Source organism: Mycobacterium sp. PSTR-4-N (assembly GCF_022348085.1).
GTDB lineage: Bacteria > Actinomycetota > Actinomycetes > Mycobacteriales > Mycobacteriaceae > Mycobacterium.
The window spans coordinates 130,468-146,318 of the sequence record NZ_JAKRFN010000014.1 but is presented as its reverse complement, the minus strand read 5'-3'; the positions used below and the strand labels follow the sequence as shown (position 1 = coordinate 146,318).

Here is a 15,851-nt window from a genome sequence, read left to right as displayed (position 1 = left end):
CTCGACAACGTCGCCGCCGAACTCAACGGCCGACCCCGCAAAACCCTCGACTGGAAAACCCCAGCCGAAGCCCTTAACCAACTACTGTCCAAACCGCCAACTGTTGCATCGACCCCTTGAACTCAAGCGGCGTGTCGCGGATGAAACCGCACACTCGCCCCTAGACGGGCAGCAGTGAGTCGATCACCGAGGCCAGCTGCTTGGCCGAGCGGCACTCGTGCATCGCGATGACGTCGGTGTAGCGCGGCACTGCGGAGTCGCCGCTGCCCCACAGATGCTTCGGCTCGGGGTTGAGCCAGTGCGCGTGGCGGCTCGCGTTGACCATGTGGGCGAGCAGGTCGGCTTCGGGATTGCGGTAGTTGTTGCGGGCGTCGCCGAGGACCAGCAGCGAACTGCGCGGCGAGAGCACATTGGGGAACTTGTCCAGGAACGAGACGAATGCGTGGCCGTAGTCGGAGTGCCCGTCGCGGGTGTACACGCCCGCCTCCCGGGTGATGCGCTGCACGGCCACCGCCAGATCGGCGTCGGGACCGAACATCTCGGTCACCTCGTCGGTGGTGTCGATGAACGCGAACACGCGGACCCGCGAGAACTGTTGCCGCAGCGCGTGTACCAGCAGCAGCGTGAAATGGCTGAACCCGGCGACCGAGCCGGACACGTCGCACAGCACCACGAGCTCCGGCCGGGCCGGATGCGGCTTCTTGAGCACCACGTCGATCGGCACACCGCCGGTGGACATCGACTTGCGCAGCGTCTTGCGCAGATCGATCTCGCCGGCGCGGGAGCGTCGTCGCCGGGCCGCGAGCCGGCTCGCCAACGTACGCGCCAGCGGCGCGACCACCCGGCGCATCTGGCGCAGCTGTTCGCCTGAGGCACGCAGGAACTCGACGTTCTCCGACAGTTGCGGCACGCCGTAGGTCTGCACGTGTTCGCGGCCCAGTTGCTCGGCGGTCCGCCGCTTGGTCTCGGCCTCGACCATCTTGCGCAGCTGAGCAATCCGCTGCGCGGCAAGGGCTTTGGCGATCTGCTCCTGCGTGGGCGTCGGTTCCTCGCCGTAGGGCGCCAGCAGGCCGGCGAGCAACCGCCCCTCGAGACTGTCCAGGCTCATCGCCTTGAGCGCCTGGTACGACGAGTACGACGGTCCCCGGCTGGAGTTGTACCGGCCGTAGGCCTCGACGATCTGGGCGATCATCGCCGCGAGCCGCTCATCGAGCTGACCCGCGTCCTCGTTGTCGGACAGCAGATCCAGCAGCGCCTGGCGCATCGCCTCCGCGTCGTCGGCCGGCACTGCCTCGTCGTCGCTCGAGGCGTCGGCGAGTACGGTTCGCGACCCCAGCGCGGGAGGGAAGTAGAGGTCGAACAAGGCGTCGTAGGTGTCGCGATGGTCGGGCCGGCGCAGCACCGCGCACGCGATGCCCTCCCGCAGCGCGAGCCTGTCGGCCATCCCGAGCACGGTCATCACTCGTCCGGCGTCGACGGTTTCCGACGGTCCGACCGCAATACCCGCAGAGCGCAGCGCCTCGACGAACTCGACGAGATGACCCGGAATCCCGTGCGGGGCAAGCGGTTGCGGCGGACGCGTGCGACGCGGGGCCATCAGTTGAGCCTCAGCTCCCCGGCGGCCTTGACCTGATCGGACTGGTGTTTGAGGACCACACCGAGCGTCGCGGCGATCACCTCGTCGTCGACGGTGTCCAGGCCGAGCGCCAGCACGGTGCGCGCCCAATCGATGGTCTCGGCCACCGACGGCACCTTCTTCAGCGCCATCGCGCGCAGCACGCCGACGATGCGCACCAACTCCTCGGCCAACCGCTCCGGCAGCTCCGGCACCCGCGACAGCAGGATGCGCCGTTCCAGGTCGGGGTCGGGGAAGTCGATGTGCAGGAACAGGCAGCGGCGCTTGAGCGCTTCGGACAGCTCGCGGGTGGCGTTGGAGGTCAACACCACCAGCGGTTTACGTTCGGCGACGATCGTGCCGAGCTCGGGCACGGTGACCGCGAAGTCGCTGAGCACCTCGAGCAGCAGGCCTTCGATCTCGATGTCGGCCTTGTCGGTCTCGTCGATCAGCAGCACGGTCGGCTCGGTGCGCCGGATCGCCGTCAGCAGCGGCCGCGACAGCAGGAACTCCTCGGAGAACACGTCGGTCTTGGTCTGGTCCCAGTCCCCCTGACCACCCTGGCTGCCGGCCTGGATGCGCAGGATCTGCTTGGCGTGGTTCCACTCGTAGAGGGCCCGCGCCTCGTCCACGCCCTCGTAGCACTGCAGGCGCACCAACCCCGAGCCCGTGGCCTGGGCGATGGCGCGCGCCAGCTCGGTCTTGCCGACGCCCGCGGGCCCCTCGACCAGCAGCGGCTTCTCCAGCCGGTCGGCGAGGAAGACCGCGGTCGCGGTCGCGGTGTCGGGTAGGTACCCGGTCTCGGCCAGCCGGCGCGCGACGTCGTCGATGTCGGCGAACAGCGGCGCTGGGCGCGCGGGGACACTCACAGATGTTCTCCTGACTAGGGACGGGTCTGACCGTCACCCCAGACGATCCATTTGGTGGAGGTCAGCTCGGGAAGCCCCATCGGTCCCCGGGCGTGCAGCTTCTGCGTCGAGATGCCGATCTCGGCGCCGAAGCCGAACTGTTCCCCGTCGGTGAACGAGGTCGAGGCGTTCACCATCACCGCCGCGGCGTCGACGCGTTCGGTGAAGCGTTGTGCCGCAGCCAGATCCGTGGTCACGATGGCCTCGGTGTGGCCGGTGCCGTAGGTGTTGACGTGGTGGATCGCGGCGTCGACACCGTCGACGACAGCGAGCGCGATGTCCATCGACAGGAACTCGGCCCGCAGCTCGTCCTCGGACGGGTCGGCGTGCACCGTGACCCCGGCGGCCTGCAGCGCAGAGGTGAGCCGGGGCACCGCGACGTCGGCGACCGCCGCGTCGATCAGCAGGGTCTCGGCGGCGTTGCAGACGCTGGGCCGACGGGTCTTGGCGTTGAGCACGATCGACTCGGCCATGTCCAGATCGGCCGAGGCGTGCACGTAGACATGGCAGTTGCCCACGCCGGTCTCGATGGTGGGTACCTGCGCATCGCGCACCACCGCGTCGATCAGTCCGGCTCCGCCGCGCGGGATCACCACGTCGACGAGGCCGCGCGCCTGGATCAGGTGCGTGACGCTGGCTCGGTCGGCGCTGGGCAGCAACTGCACCGCGTCGGGGTCGAGGCCCTCGGCCACCAGCGCGGCGCGCAGGGCCTCCACCAGCGCGGCGTTCGACCGGGCGGCCGACGAGCTGCCGCGCAGCAGCACGGCGTTCCCGGACTTCAGCGTCAGGCCGAACGCGTCGACGGTGACGTTGGGGCGGCCCTCGTAGACGATGCCGACGACGCCGAGTGGGACGCGCTGCTGACGCAGCTGCAGCCCGTTGGGCAGCGTCCGCCCGCGCAGCACCTCCCCGATCGGATCGGGAAGCGCGGCGACCTGCTGAAGCCCGTCGGCGATCCCGTCCACCCGCGTCGGGGTCAGCGCCAGCCGGTCGAGCATGGCGTCGGGGGTGCCGGCGGCGCGGGCGGCGGCCAAGTCGGCCTCGTTGGCGTCGAGGATGACGCGGGTGTTCAGCAGCAGGTGATCAGCGGCAGTGTGCAGCGCCCGGTTCTTGGTCTCGGTGCTGAGCGTCGCCAGGTCGCGGGACGCGGTACGGGCGCGGCGAGCGGCCTCGTGCACCTGCCCGCGCACGTCGTCGGCCGCCCCCGGCGTGCCCACGCTGCGTTCCGGTGCGTGCAGACTCATCCGCCCAGCGTAGCGTTGCCGCGGTGGCGAGGATCTGCGTGGTGGGCAGTGTCAATGCCGACCTCACCTTCACCGTCGAGGCGCTCCCCGAGCCGGGCGAGACCGTGCTGGCCTCCTCATTGGCGACGAGCCCCGGCGGCAAGGGCGGAAATCAGGCGGTGGCGGCGGCCCGTGCCGGCGCCGAGGTGCGTCTCGTCGCCGCCCTCGGCGATGACGCGGCGGCCGGTGAGCTCCGCGCGCACCTGGGTCGTAACGGCGTCGACCTGCGCGCTGTCACGGAGGTGCCGGGTCCGAGCGGGTCGGCGGCGATCCTGGTCGACGCCGGCGCCGAGAACTGCATCGTGGTGGCGCCGGGCGCCAACGCGCACCTGAGCCTGACGTCGGCGCAGGTCCGGTCCGTGATCGCCGACAGCGACGTCGCGCTGATCTCGTTGGAGATCCCGATCGCCACGGCGATCGCCGCCGCCGGGGTGGCACGCGACGGCGGCGCGGTCGTGATGGTCAACGCCTCCCCTGCGCTCACCGATCCCGGGCACCGCAAGCAGCTCGCCGAGCGCGCCGACGTCGTCGTGGTCAACGAGACCGAGGCGTCGGATTGGCGCGATGCCGGGGTGCCTCACCTGGTGATCACCCGCGGCGCCGCCGGCGCGCAGCACGTGGCCGACGGCTCGGCGCGCGACATAGCGGCTCCCGCGGTCGAGGCGATCGACACCACCGGGGCGGGCGACGTGTTCGCCGGCGTGCTGGCCGCGACGTGGCCGACGGGCGCCGACGTGGCGCTGCGCCGCGCCTGCGCTGCGGGCGCGTTGGCGACGCTGGTGCCCGGTGCCGGTGACTGCGCTCCGACCCGCGAGGCGATCGACGACGTGCTGCAGCCCTAGTTGCTCGGGACGCAGCGGTCGATCTCGTCCAGCCAGGTGCGGGCGGACATGTCCGACGGCGCGCGCCAATCGCCGCGCGGTGACAGCGATCCCCCGGCCGAGACCTTCGGACCGTTGGGCAGGGCCGAGCGCTTGAACTGGCTGAACGAGTAGTAGCGCTGCGCGAAAACCTCGAGCCAGTGCCGGATTTCGCCGATGCTGAAGGACGGCCGCTTGTCCTCCGGGATGCCGAACGGCCAGTCCCCCCGCTCGGCGTCACGCCACGCGTGCCAGGCCAGGAACGCCACCCGCGAGGGCCGGAAGCCGTAGCGCAGCACCTGGAACAGCGAGAAGTCCTGCAGCACATAAGGACCCACCTTGTCCTGGCTGCTCTGGATCTCCTCGTCCTCGCCGGCGGGCACCAGCTCGGGGCTGATCTCGGTGTCCAGGACGTCGGCCAGCACCTCGTTCACCGTCTCGTCGAACTGCTCGGACGAGATCACCCAGCGGATCAGATGCTGGATCAACGTCTTGGGCACCCCGCCGTTGACGTTGTAGTGCGACATTTGATCGCCCACACCGTAGGTGGACCAGCCCAGGGCCAGCTCGGACAGGTCGCCGGTGCCCAATACGATCCCGCCGCGATAGTTGGCCAGCCGGAACAGGTAATCGGTGCGCAGGCCGGCCTGCACGTTCTCGAACGTGACGTCGTAGACCTTCTCCCCGCGGGAGAAGGGGTGGTCCATCTCGTTGAGCATCAGCTCGGCGGTGGCCTTGATGTCGATGGTCTCGAACGTGACGCCCAGCGCCTCGGCGAGCCGGGTGGCATTGCTCTTGGTCCGCTCGCCGGTGGCGAACCCGGGCAGGGTGTAGGCCAGGATGTCGCTGCGCGGCCGGTCCTCTCGGTCCATGGCGCGCGCAGCGACGATCAGCGCGTGGGTGGAGTCGAGCCCACCCGACAGACCGAGCACCACTTTTGGATATTTCAGCGCACGCAGCCGCTGTTCGAGACCGGAGACCTGGATGTTGTACGCCTCGTAGCAGTCCTGCTCGAGACGTGCAGGGTCGTTGGGCACGAACGGGAAACGCTGCACCTCGCGTCGTAGTCCGACGTCACCGTCAGGAGGGTTCAGGGTGAACTCGATGTGCCGGTAGGAGTCGTCATCGATGAGGTGGTGGCGCCTGTTGTCGTCGAACGTCCCCATCCGGACCCGCTCGTTGCGCAGCAGCTGCAGGTCCACGTCGGCCACAGACCGGCGCTCTCCCTTGGGAAATCGCTGCGACTGAGCGAGGCAGACGCCGTTCTCCCAGATCATCGTCTGCCCGTCCCAGGCCAGATCCGTCGTCGATTCGCCCTCTCCTGCAGCGGCGTACACGTAGGCGGCCAGACAGCGCGACGACGCCGAGCGGGCCAGCAGGGAGCGATCCTCGGCCCGGCCGATCGTGATCGGGCTGCCGGACAGATTGGCCAGCACCGTCGCACCCGCGAGCGCCGCCTCGGCACTCGGCGGTACCGGGACGAACATGTCCTCACAGATCTCCACGTGCAGAACGAAGTTCGGGAGATCCTGGGCCGCGAACAACAGATCGGAACCGAACGGAACGGTCACTCCCCCGACGCGGATCTCTCCGCTCTCGTCGTCGCCCGCGGCGATCTGGCGCTTCTCGTAGAACTCCCGGTAGGTGGGCAGGTACGACTTCGGCACCACGCCGAGCACCTCACCCCGGTGGATGACGACGGCGGTGTTGTAGATCCGATTGCGGTGCCGCACCGGGGCGCCCACCACCAGCACCGGCATCAGCGCTGCAGATCCGGCGGCGACGTCCGCGACCGCGGTGTCGGCGGATTCGAGGAGGGCGTCCTGCATGACGATGTCATCGATCGAATACCCCGACAGCGTCAGCTCGGGAAACACCGCGAGGCCGACGTTGTCGTCATGGCACTCGCGGGCGATGCGCAGCACGGATTCCGCGTTCGCGGCCGGGTCGGCCAGCGCCGTGTGATGGGTACAGGCGGCGACGCGGACGAACCCCTGCTGATACGCCGAGTAAAAGTCCATGGTTCATTGTGTCCCCGAAGTGTTCCGGCGATAACCCTGGGTATGCGTGAGGCCATGAGCACCACCGCGATCCTGGTCATCGACATGATGAACACCTACCGGCATCCCGACGCAGAGAAGTTGATTCCGCATGTCGAGCCTGTCGTCGAACCACTGAGCACACTCGTCGCCGCAGCGCAGGAGCGCGACGACACCGATTTGATCTACGTCAACGACAACTACGGCGACTTCAGCGCCGAGTTCAGCGACATCGTGCGCGGCGCACTCGACGGCGAGCGCCCCGACCTGGTGGAGCCCGTCGTGCCGAAGCACGGTCTGCGGGTGATGACCAAGGTGCGCCACAGCGCGTTCTACGCCACGTCACTGGCCTATCTGCTGACGCAGTTGAAGCCCGACCGCCTCGTCCTCACCGGCCAGGTCACCGAGCAGTGCATCCTCTACACCGCGCTGGACGCCTACGTCCGACACTTCCCGGTGGTGGTCCCGCGTGACGCCGTCGCGCACATCGACCCCGACCTCGGCGATGCGGCGCTGAAGATGATGGAGCAGAACATGCGCGCCGAGATTCTCGACAGTGCCGCGGAGGTGATCTGAAGAACCGGCTCTGAGCTGCCTCGATGCGTCGGGCACCTATTCTCGTAGACGTGGAGTCCCCCGAACTGATCGCCGTGCTCGGCGGCCGTCGCATCGCCGTGCTGACCGGGGCCGGCATGTCGACGGATTCGGGCATCCCCGACTATCGCGGGCCCGACTCCCCGCCGGCCAATCCGATGACGATCCGGCAGTTCACGACGGACCCGGTCTTCCGGCAACGCTACTGGGCCCGTAACCACGTCGGGTGGCGCCACATGGACGAACGCCGACCCAACGCGGGCCACCGGGCGCTGGCCGCTCTGGAGCGAGCGGGCCTCGTCACCGGTCTGATCACCCAGAACGTCGACCTGCTGCACACGAAGGCGGGCAGCCGCGCCGTCATCGATCTGCACGGCACCTACGTGCACGTGGTGTGCCTGCAGTGCGGGGCCGGCATGTCCCGCGCCGCCCTCGACGACATGCTCGAGGCGGCCAATCCCGGGTTCCGGGAACGAGTCGGGAGCCTGGACAGCATCGCCGTCGCGCCGGATGCCGACGCGGTCGTGGGCGACACCTCCCAGTTCCGGATCGTCGACTGTCCCCGCTGCGGCGGCATGCTCAAACCCGACATCGTGTACTTCGGCGAGAGTGTCCCGAAAGCCCGGGTGGACGAGGCATACGCGATGGTCGACGACGCCGACGCGCTGTTGGTCGCCGGTTCGTCACTGACGGTGTACTCCGGCTACCGCTTCGTTCGCCATGCCGCGGCGCGCGGCATCCCGATCGCGATCGTCAACCGCGGCCGCACCCGCGGCGACGATCTCGCCACGGTGACGATCGACAACGGATGCTCACCGATGTTGGCGCTGCTCGCCGACGAGTTGCCGGCGCTGGGGAGCCCGGTGTGACGTCGCTTCTGCCCGGTGTGGGGACACCGCCGTCCGGACCCGCTGAGGAGCGGTGGGGCCTCGGTATCGGCGATGCCCTGGCCGCACTCACCCGCCTGCCGGACCCACTGCAGGGTGCGGTTCGATTGCTCAATCATTTCGGCGGGCTGGCGGTCAGCGGTGACGAGGTCGAGTTCGACGGGGATGCCGTCGATTGGTCCGACGTCCTCGACATCGAGACCCACAGCCTGGTCGGCTACCTCCTGGCCGACGCCCTGCAGGCGCAGATAGGACGACTTCCCCTGCCGCGCTTCCCGTTTCGGCGCCGACTGCTCGGCCTGGCGTCCGACGCGGCGCTGACCGCGGCGGTGGCGGTGGCGGGCCGGCCGCTGTCGAGCCTGCTCGACGTTCGCATCCCCGCCGAGGTGAACTACCGCGGCCGCCTGCGCCACCGCACGATGTCGGCAGGGGTGCTCGCCACGCTGCTGCTCGCCGACCCCGCCGTGCGGACCGCGATCGTCGAGACCGCGTCCGCCCACGGGGTGCCGGTGCGGCGCGCCGACGATGACGCCATCGATGCGGCCGAGCGCCGCGCGCAGTGGCTCGAGAACTGGCTGAAAGACCGCTTCTAGACCGCGACGAGATCGTCGGCGTGCACGACCGGGCGCCGCATCTCCGCGGGCAGATCGGATGTCGAGCGGCCCAGCATGCTCGTCAACTCCACGGCGTCATAGGCCACCACGCCGCGGGCCACCATCGTCGTGTCGCGGCTGCGCAGCTCGACGACGTCGCCGCCCGTGAACCGCCCGGTGACGGCGGTGATCCCGGCGGGGAGCAGCGAACGGCGGCGCCGCACAACGGCTTCGACCGCACCGTCGTCGAGCGTCAACGCGCCGGCCGCCTCGGCGGCGTAGCGCACCCAGAACCGGCGCGCGGACATCCGCTCGGCGCGGGGCGCGAAAACCGTACCCACCGAGGCATCGTCCAGCGCGGTCGCGGCATCGGCGGCCGCCGCCAGGAGCACGGGGACCCCAGCATCGGAGGCCAGCAGCGCCGCCGACAGCTTGGATTCCATACCGCCGGTACCGAGGTGGCTGCCCCGACCCGCCGTCACGCCGGCGAGGTCATCGGGCCCGGCGACCTCGGAGATGAAGCGCGCGTTCGCTTTTCGCGGATCACTGTCGTAGAGACCGTCGACATCGGACAGCAGGATCAGCGCGTCGGCACCAACGAGGTGCGCGACGAGCGCGGAGAGTCGGTCGTTGTCACCGAACCGGATCTCGTTGGTGGCCACGGTGTCGTTCTCGTTGACGATCGCGACGGCATGCAGCGCGCGCAGCCGGTCCAGGGTGCGCTGAGCGTTGGTGTGCTGCACCCGCATCGAGATGTCGTGTGCGGTGAGCAGAACTTGGCCGACGGTGCGCTGATACCGCGCGAACGCGGTACTCCACGAATTGACAAGCGCCACTTGGCCGACGCTCGCGGCGGCCTGTTTGGTCGCCAGATCGGTGGGGCGCCTGGTCAGGCCCAGCGGCTCGATGCCTGCGGCGATCGCGCCCGAGGACACGATCACCACGTCGGAACCGGCCTTCATGCGGGCTTCGATCGCGTCGACGAGATGGTGCAGCCGGCCGCTGTCGAATTCGCCTGTCGGCGTGGTCAACGCGGTGGTACCGATCTTGACGACAACCGATCGTGCGGTGCGGACCGCCTCGCGGTGACGGCTCATTCGGGATGACTCTCCCGACGGGCCTTCCTGGCCGCCTTGCGCTCGTCTGCGGACACCCGCTCGTTCTGTTCGAGCCGGATGTCGGTGCCGCGCCCGGACAGGTGCACGTCGACACCGGCGGGGGTCTGCGGTTCCCAGTCGAACGTCATGTCGCCGATGGTCACCGCGCAGCCCGGCCGTGCGCCGAGTTTGAGCAGTTCGTCCTCGACACCCAGACGCGCCAACCGGTCACCGAGATAGCCGACGGCCTCGTCGTTCTCGAAGTTCGTCTGCGCCACCCAGCGCTGCGGGCGGGTGCCGTGCACGACGAAGCCGCCCTGGCCGTCCGGTTCGACGGAGAACGAGGTCTCGTCGACAGGCACGGGCCGGATCACCGGGCGCCGCGGGACCACCTCGGGTTGCGCCGCACGGTACGCCGCGACCATGTCCCACAGTGCGAAGGTCAGCGGCCGCAGGCCTTCTCGAGCCACTGTGGACACCTCGAACACCGGCCAGCCGAATGTCGAGGCGATGTCCTCGGACACGAAGTCGGCGAGCTCACGGGCGTCGGGTACGTCGATCTTGTTGAGCACCACCGCGCGCGGGCGTTCGGCGAGATCGCCGAGCGTGGTGTCACCCTGCAGCGTCGGTGTGTAGGCGGCGATCTCAGCTTCGAGCGCCTGGATGTCGGAAATCGGGTCGCGGCCGGGTTCCAGTGTCGCGCAGTCGACCACGTGCACGAGCACGGCGCACCGCTCGATGTGGCGCAGGAAGTCCAGCCCCAGCCCGCGGCCTTCCGAGGCACCCGGGATCAGTCCGGGAACATCGGCGACGGTGAACGTGTGGTCGCCGGCGGACACCACCCCGAGGTTCGGAGCGAGCGTGGTGAAGGGGTAGTCGGCGATCTTCGGCTTGGCCGCCGAGATCGCCGACACGAGAGAGGATTTGCCTGCCGACGGGAACCCGACCAGGCCGACGTCGGCGACGGTCTTGAGTTCGAGAGTGAGGTCGCGGACCTCACCCTTCTCGCCAAGCAGGGCGAACCCGGGAGCTTTGCGGGCCCGAGACGCCAGTGCCGCGTTGCCGAGTCCGCCGCGACCACCTGCGGCCGCCTCGAACCGGGTGCCGGGGCCGACGAGGTCGGCGAGCAGTCGGCCCTGTTCGTCCAGCACGACCGTGCCGTCGGGAACCTTGACCTCGAGGTCGGCGCCTGCTGCCCCGTCTCGGTTGCTGCCGGCGCCCTGCTTGCCCGACGGGGCGACGACGTGCGGGTGGAAGTGGAAGTCGAGCAGCGTGTGCACCTGCGGGTCCACGACGAACACGATGCTGCCACCGCGACCGCCGTTGCCGCCGTCGGGGCCGCCGAGCGGCTTGAACTTCTCGCGGTGCACCGACGCGCAACCGTTGCCGCCGTTACCCGCCCGGGCGTGGATCACCACGCGGTCGACGAAGCGGGTCATCGGTGTTCTCCTCTCTCAGTGCCGAAATCGACGTCTGGGCGCCAAAGTGCGAGTGCGTGGCGCCCGAACGTCGATCTCGACGATGGAGAAAGAAGTCAGGCGTCGGTGCGGGTCACCCGCACGATGTTGACGTACTTGCGACCACGCTTGGTACCGAATTCCACGGCGCCGGGGGCGGTCGCGAACAGGGTGTCGTCACCGCCACGGCCGACGTTCACGCCGGGGTGGAAGTGCGTGCCGCGCTGACGGACCAGGATCTCGCCGGCCTTGACGACCTGTCCGCCGAAGCGCTTGACGCCGAGCCGCTGCGCGGCTGAGTCGCGACCGTTGCGTGAGCTGGAAGCGCCCTTCTTGTGTGCCATGTCTGTCGCTCCCGTCGTTACTTGATGCCGGTGACCTTGAGGACCGTCAGCTGCTGACGGTGCCCCTGGCGCTTGTGATAGCCGGTCTTGTTCTTGAACTTGTGGATGCGGATCTTCGGGCCCTTGGTGTGCTCGAGGACCTCGCCGGTGACCGCGACCTTCTCCAGAGCCTTCGCGTCGGTGGTCACGTCGGCTCCGTCGACGACGAGGGCCACGGGCAGCGACACCGTGCCACCGGGCTCGACGTCGAGCTTCTCCACCTTGACGATGTCACCGGCGGCGACCTTGTACTGCTTGCCACCGGTCTTGACGATCGCGTACGTGGCTTTCTGCGCTGCCATCGTTGGTCATCCTCTACTTCGCGTGCGGGCGCGCATCACCTGGGCGGTCTGCGTGCGGGTCTTGGTGCGGGATCTCATCCCTGCCCCGGGCCGGCGTGGGCAGGCCCGGAAGACAACTGGTCAAGGGTACGTGAGCAGCGGGTTGAGGGTCAAACCGCTCACTCGTGACTGGGCGGCCCCGCCGGACGTGCGGCGGCGCGTCGACGCTGCCGGACGGGCCGGGCAGTGACGGCAGCGGGCTGCTGGTCCTCGTCTTCATCGTCCGAGTCGTCGTCGGAGTCGTCGTCGAGGTCGTCCTCGTCGTCCGAATCATCGTCGAAATCGTCGTCATCATCGGAGTCGTCGTCATCGGAATCGTCGTCATCCGAGTCGAGCACCTCGATGTCGTCGTCCTCGTCGTCCGAGTCCTCGTCATCCTCGTCGTCGGAGTCCTCGTCATCCGAGTCGTCGAACTCGTCGTCGAGCTCCTCGTCCTCGGCATCGGTGACCGCGGTCCGGATCGCATCCGGATCGAGCTCGGCGACCTCGTCGGCGGTGCCGGTGGCCTCGTCCTCGTCGTGGTCCTCGTCGTGGTCCTCGTCGTCCTCGTGCTTGCCGTTGGCCGCGGCCATCGCCTTGAACATCGGATGCTCACCGGGCGAATGGGCGGGCACCTTGGCGACCTGCACCTCTTGCTCACGCGCGCCGCGCTTGCCCCGCTTGCCGCGCCGGCCACCACCGCCGCCGCCGCCGTTCGACTCGGCCTTGCGACCGGCGCCCGACGCGGTGTCGATCGGATCGCTGTGCAACACGATGCCGCGGCCACCGCAGTGCGTACACGTCGAGGAGAACGCCTCGATCAGGCCCGTGCCGAGCCGCTTACGGGTCAGCTGCACCAGCCCCAGCGACGTCACCTCCGAGACCTGGTGGCGGGTGCGGTCGCGGGCCAACGCCTCGGTCAGCCGGCGCAGCACCAGATCGCGATTGGATTCCAGCACCATGTCGATGAAGTCGATGACCACGATGCCGCCGATGTCGCGCAGCCGCAGCTGCCGCACGATCTCCTCGGCGGCCTCGAGGTTGTTGCGGGTGACCGTCTGCTCGAGGTTGCCGCCCGAGCCGGTGAACTTGCCGGTGTTGACGTCGACGACGGTCATCGCCTCGGTGCGGTCGATGACCAGCGTGCCGCCCGAAGGCAGCCACACCTTGCGGTCCATCGCCTTGGCCAGTTGCTCATCGATGCGGTGCACCGCGAACACGTCGGGGCCGTCGGACGCGGCAGGCTCGTAGCGCTCCATCCTGGCCAGCAGTTCCGGAGCCACCCCGGTGACGTAGTCGTTGATCGTGGTCCAGGCGTCGTCCCCGGACACGATCAGCTTGGAGAAATCCTCGTTGAACAGATCGCGGATCACCTTCACCAGCACGTCGGGCTCTTCGTAGAGCGCCACGGCCGCGCCGGCCTTCTTCTCGGTGATCTCGGCGGCCTTGGCCTCGATCTCGGTCCAGCGCTTCTGCAGCCGCTCGACGTCGCTGCGGATGTCGTCTTCTTTGACGCCCTCGGATGCGGTGCGGATGATCACACCCGCGTCGGACGGCACGACCTCGCGCAGGATCTCCTTGAGTCGCTGCCGCTCGGTGTCGGGCAGCTTGCGGCTGATGCCTGTCGACGACGCGCCCGGCACGTACACCAGGTAGCGGCCCGCCAACGACACCTGTGTGGTCAACCGCGCGCCCTTGTGCCCCACCGGGTCCTTGCTCACCTGCACGACGACGTAGTCACCGGGTTTGAGCGCCTGCTCGATCTTGCGCTGCGCGCCGCCCAGACCGGCGGCCTCCCAGTTCACCTCGCCGGCGTAGAGCACACCGTTGCGGCCACGGCCGATGTCGACGAACGCCGCCTCCATCGACGGCAACACGTTCTGCACGATGCCGAGGTAGATGTTGCCGACCAGCGACGCGGACGCCGCCGAGGTCACGAAGTGTTCGACGACGACGCCGTCCTCGAGCACCGCGATCTGGGTGTACCGGGCGCCCTCGTGCGGCGGCTCTGCGCGCACCTTGTCCCGCACCACCATCGTGCGTTCGACGGCTTCGCGCCGGGCCAGGAATTCCGCTTCGCTCAGGATCGGCGGGCGGCGGCGGCCGGCGTCGCGACCGTCGCGGCGGCGCTGCCGCTTGGCTTCCAGGCGGGTCGATCCGCTGATGCCCTGGATCTCGGAGTCCGACGATCCCTTGGCGCCCTTGGCGCGTGGCTCGCGTTCGTGCACGACGGTGTTGGGCGGATCGTCGGGCGACGAGCCGTTGTCGTTGTCGGCTCCGGACTTGCGGCGGCGCCGGCGACGGCGGCGGCGGGTCGCCCCGTCTGCACCGTTGTCGTCGTCGCCGCTGTCGTCGTCGGTGTCGTCGCCGGACTCCGCGGCCGCGGAGGTCTCGTCGGAGTCGGCCGACTGTTCGTCGTCATCGGTGCCCGGCTCGTCGCCGTTCTGTTCACCGCGACCTCGACCGCGGCCGCGACGGCCCCGGCGCCGACGCTTGGCGGAGGGCCGGCCGGACTGGTCGTCGTCGGTGTCGGAGTCAGAGTCTCTGTCCGTGTCGGTGTCCGTGTCGGTGTCGGTGTCGGACGACGCGTCGTCGTCCTCGTCGTCTCTGACCCGGGTGTCGGTGCGCACGGGTTGCGGCGCGACGAACAACGGCAGGTAGTCGGCGGGTTCGGCCTCGACCGCGGGTGGCGTCTCGAGGATCAGCCGCGACTCGGGCTCCTCCTCGGCGGCCGCATCTGGCTGCTCCTCGGTGACCGGCTCGGGCTCGGGTGCCGCGACGGGCTCGACAGCCTCGGGCTCGGCCAGCGCTTCACGCACGCGGTCGGCCTCGTCGCGGCCGATGGTGGAGTGTGCGCTGCGGGTGCGTCCGTCGAGCTCGACCAGCGCATCGATGATGCGTCTGCTCGTGGTCCCCAGCACCCGGGCCAGGGAGTGCACCCTCAGGCGTTCGGGTGTCGGCGGAGCGGCGTCGGCCGGCTCCGCGGGCTGCGCCTCGACGGCCGCAGCAGTGGCGGGGTCTTGAAGGTTGTCGCCCAGATTCTCACCGAGATGGTCATTGTCGGCCACGTATTCTCCTCAAGCCCCCGGGCGCGTCGTTTGCTGACGCGGCCACGCGAGGGCTACTGACTATTGCGTCCGGGCCACATGAGCCCGAACTGTTGTTGGTCTCGCTCCGAGGCATCCCGACGGGACGTTCTCGGTGCCGGTCTGAATGATGGCTGGACGGTCGGCGCCACATCGGGGTAGCGATGGTCGCAGTCGTCGAAGTCTTCATCCGAGTGACCAACCCGGGGTAGTCAGGCCAGTCGCTCGCGCCCAGTATCCCACATCACTGCGGAGGAACCCGAAACGCGGCGTCAGCGGGTCGGCGAGCCGGTCAGCGGCCGGGGAACCAGAGCTCGATCTCGCGCGCGGCCGACTCCGGCGAATCGGAGCCGTGCACCAGGTTGAACTGCGTCTCGAGGCCGAGATCGCCGCGGATGGTGCCGGGCACGGCTTTCTCGACCGGATCGGTGCCACCGGCCAGCTGACGGAACGCGGCGATGGCGCGCGGCCCCTCCAGCACGGCCGCCACGACGGGACCGGAGGTGATGAACTCCAGCAGCGAGTCGAAGAACGGTTTGCCGTCGTGCTCGGCGTAGTGGGCCCGCGCGAGCGCGTCGTCGACGTTCTTGAGCTCGAGCGCAGCGACGGTCAGTCCCTTGGCTTCGATCCTGCTGATGATGTCGCCGATGAGCCGGCGGGCCACGCCGTCGGGCTTGATGAGGACGAGGGTTCGCTCTGTCACGGCCGACAGCCTACCCACACGTCGGG

General features: G+C 69.2%; 14 protein-coding genes. 4 read left to right on the top strand and 10 right to left on the bottom strand.

Going from position 1 to position 15,851, the window contains the following annotated elements:
* Positions 1–160: 160 nt before the first annotated feature.
* The 3 genes from MHN84_RS18925 to MHN84_RS18915 are packed head-to-tail and all read right to left on the bottom strand — an operon-like array spanning position 161 to position 3,767.
* Positions 161–1,597, bottom strand: a complete 1,437-nt coding sequence (locus MHN84_RS18925; protein WP_241206036.1) for a VWA domain-containing protein — start codon at positions 1,595–1,597, stop codon at positions 161–163.
* Complete coding sequence (locus tag MHN84_RS18920; RefSeq protein WP_241206035.1) at positions 1,597–2,484, bottom strand: AAA family ATPase; 888 nt, start codon at positions 2,482–2,484, stop codon at positions 1,597–1,599. The genes MHN84_RS18925 and MHN84_RS18920 overlap by 1 nt, the downstream gene beginning before the upstream one ends.
* 14 nt (positions 2,485–2,498) lie before the next feature.
* Entirely contained in the window at positions 2,499–3,767 is a 1,269-nt protein-coding gene (locus MHN84_RS18915) for a glutamate-5-semialdehyde dehydrogenase (protein WP_241206034.1), read from the bottom strand.
* Between the two features lie 23 nt (positions 3,768–3,790).
* On the opposite strand from MHN84_RS18915, the gene MHN84_RS18910 reads away from it, so the two are divergent.
* A complete protein-coding gene (locus MHN84_RS18910; protein ID WP_241206033.1) occupies positions 3,791–4,648 on the top strand; it encodes a PfkB family carbohydrate kinase in 858 nt (285 codons plus the stop codon).
* On the opposite strand, the gene MHN84_RS18905 is transcribed toward MHN84_RS18910, so the two are convergent.
* A complete protein-coding gene (locus MHN84_RS18905; RefSeq protein WP_241206032.1) occupies positions 4,645–6,687 on the bottom strand; it encodes an NAD(+) synthase in 2,043 nt (680 codons plus the stop codon). The two genes, MHN84_RS18910 and MHN84_RS18905, sit on opposite strands and share 4 nt — an antisense overlap.
* Before the next feature lie 54 nt (positions 6,688–6,741).
* Between MHN84_RS18905 and MHN84_RS18900 the strand changes: the two genes are divergently transcribed.
* The 3 genes from MHN84_RS18900 to MHN84_RS18890 are packed head-to-tail and all read left to right on the top strand — an operon-like array spanning position 6,742 to position 8,779.
* Complete coding sequence (locus MHN84_RS18900) at positions 6,742–7,281, top strand: cysteine hydrolase family protein (protein WP_241206031.1); 540 nt, start codon at positions 6,742–6,744, stop codon at positions 7,279–7,281.
* A 50-nt stretch (positions 7,282–7,331) separates the two neighbouring features.
* The gene (locus tag MHN84_RS18895; protein ID WP_241206030.1) at positions 7,332–8,168 is read left to right on the top strand and encodes an NAD-dependent protein deacetylase; all 837 of its coding nucleotides are present in this window, start codon (positions 7,332–7,334) and stop codon (positions 8,166–8,168) included.
* Positions 8,165–8,779, top strand: coding sequence for a hypothetical protein (locus MHN84_RS18890; protein ID WP_241206029.1), 615 nt, complete (start codon positions 8,165–8,167; stop codon positions 8,777–8,779). Before MHN84_RS18895 ends, MHN84_RS18890 begins: the two co-directional genes overlap by 4 nt.
* Here the strand turns inward: MHN84_RS18890 and proB are convergent.
* The 6 genes from proB to ndk all read right to left on the bottom strand — a co-directional run bounded on the left by proB (position 8,776) and on the right by ndk (position 15,825).
* Positions 8,776–9,876, bottom strand: coding sequence for a glutamate 5-kinase (gene proB, locus MHN84_RS18885; protein ID WP_241206028.1), 1,101 nt, complete (start codon positions 9,874–9,876; stop codon positions 8,776–8,778). The genes MHN84_RS18890 and proB overlap by 4 nt on opposite strands.
* A complete protein-coding gene (gene obgE, locus MHN84_RS18880; protein WP_241206027.1) occupies positions 9,873–11,315 on the bottom strand; it encodes a GTPase ObgE in 1,443 nt (480 codons plus the stop codon). The genes proB and obgE overlap by 4 nt, the downstream gene beginning before the upstream one ends.
* A gap of 95 nt (positions 11,316–11,410) precedes the next feature.
* A complete protein-coding gene (rpmA, locus tag MHN84_RS18875) occupies positions 11,411–11,677 on the bottom strand; it encodes a 50S ribosomal protein L27 (protein WP_043410731.1) in 267 nt (88 codons plus the stop codon).
* A gap of 17 nt (positions 11,678–11,694) precedes the next feature.
* Positions 11,695–12,018: a 50S ribosomal protein L21 gene (gene rplU / locus MHN84_RS18870; RefSeq protein ID WP_046366659.1), complete on the bottom strand. Its 324-nt coding sequence runs from the start codon at positions 12,016–12,018 to the stop codon at positions 11,695–11,697.
* A 158-nt stretch (positions 12,019–12,176) separates the two neighbouring features.
* On the bottom strand, positions 12,177–15,104 hold the full coding sequence (locus MHN84_RS18865) for an Rne/Rng family ribonuclease (RefSeq protein WP_374238389.1): 2,928 nt from the start codon (positions 15,102–15,104) through the stop codon (positions 12,177–12,179).
* Positions 15,105–15,414: 310 nt separating this feature from the next.
* Positions 15,415–15,825 (bottom strand): nucleoside-diphosphate kinase, encoded by a 411-nt coding sequence (gene ndk, locus MHN84_RS18860; RefSeq protein WP_241206026.1) that lies wholly within the window; start codon positions 15,823–15,825, stop codon positions 15,415–15,417.
* Positions 15,826–15,851: the final 26 nt, after the last annotated feature.

Bases quoted from the DNA above. Each gene is read 5' to 3' on its own strand.
- obgE (WP_241206027.1), bottom strand. From the start codon at position 11,315: ATGACCCGCTTCGTCGACCGCGTGGTGATCCACGCCCGGGCGGGTAAC.
- rplU (WP_046366659.1), bottom strand. From the start codon at position 12,018: ATGGCAGCGCAGAAAGCCACGTACGCGATCGTCAAGACCGGTGGCAAG.
- MHN84_RS18915 (WP_241206034.1), bottom strand. From the start codon at position 3,767: ATGAGTCTGCACGCACCGGAACGCAGCGTGGGCACGCCGGGGGCGGCC.
- rpmA (WP_043410731.1), bottom strand. From the start codon at position 11,677: ATGGCACACAAGAAGGGCGCTTCCAGCTCACGCAACGGTCGCGACTCA.
- MHN84_RS18925 (WP_241206036.1), bottom strand. From the start codon at position 1,597: ATGGCCCCGCGTCGCACGCGTCCGCCGCAACCGCTTGCCCCGCACGGG.
- MHN84_RS18905 (WP_241206032.1), bottom strand. From the start codon at position 6,687: ATGGACTTTTACTCGGCGTATCAGCAGGGGTTCGTCCGCGTCGCCGCC.
- proB (WP_241206028.1), bottom strand. From the start codon at position 9,876: ATGAGCCGTCACCGCGAGGCGGTCCGCACCGCACGATCGGTTGTCGTC.
- MHN84_RS18900 (WP_241206031.1), top strand. From the start codon at position 6,742: ATGAGCACCACCGCGATCCTGGTCATCGACATGATGAACACCTACCGG.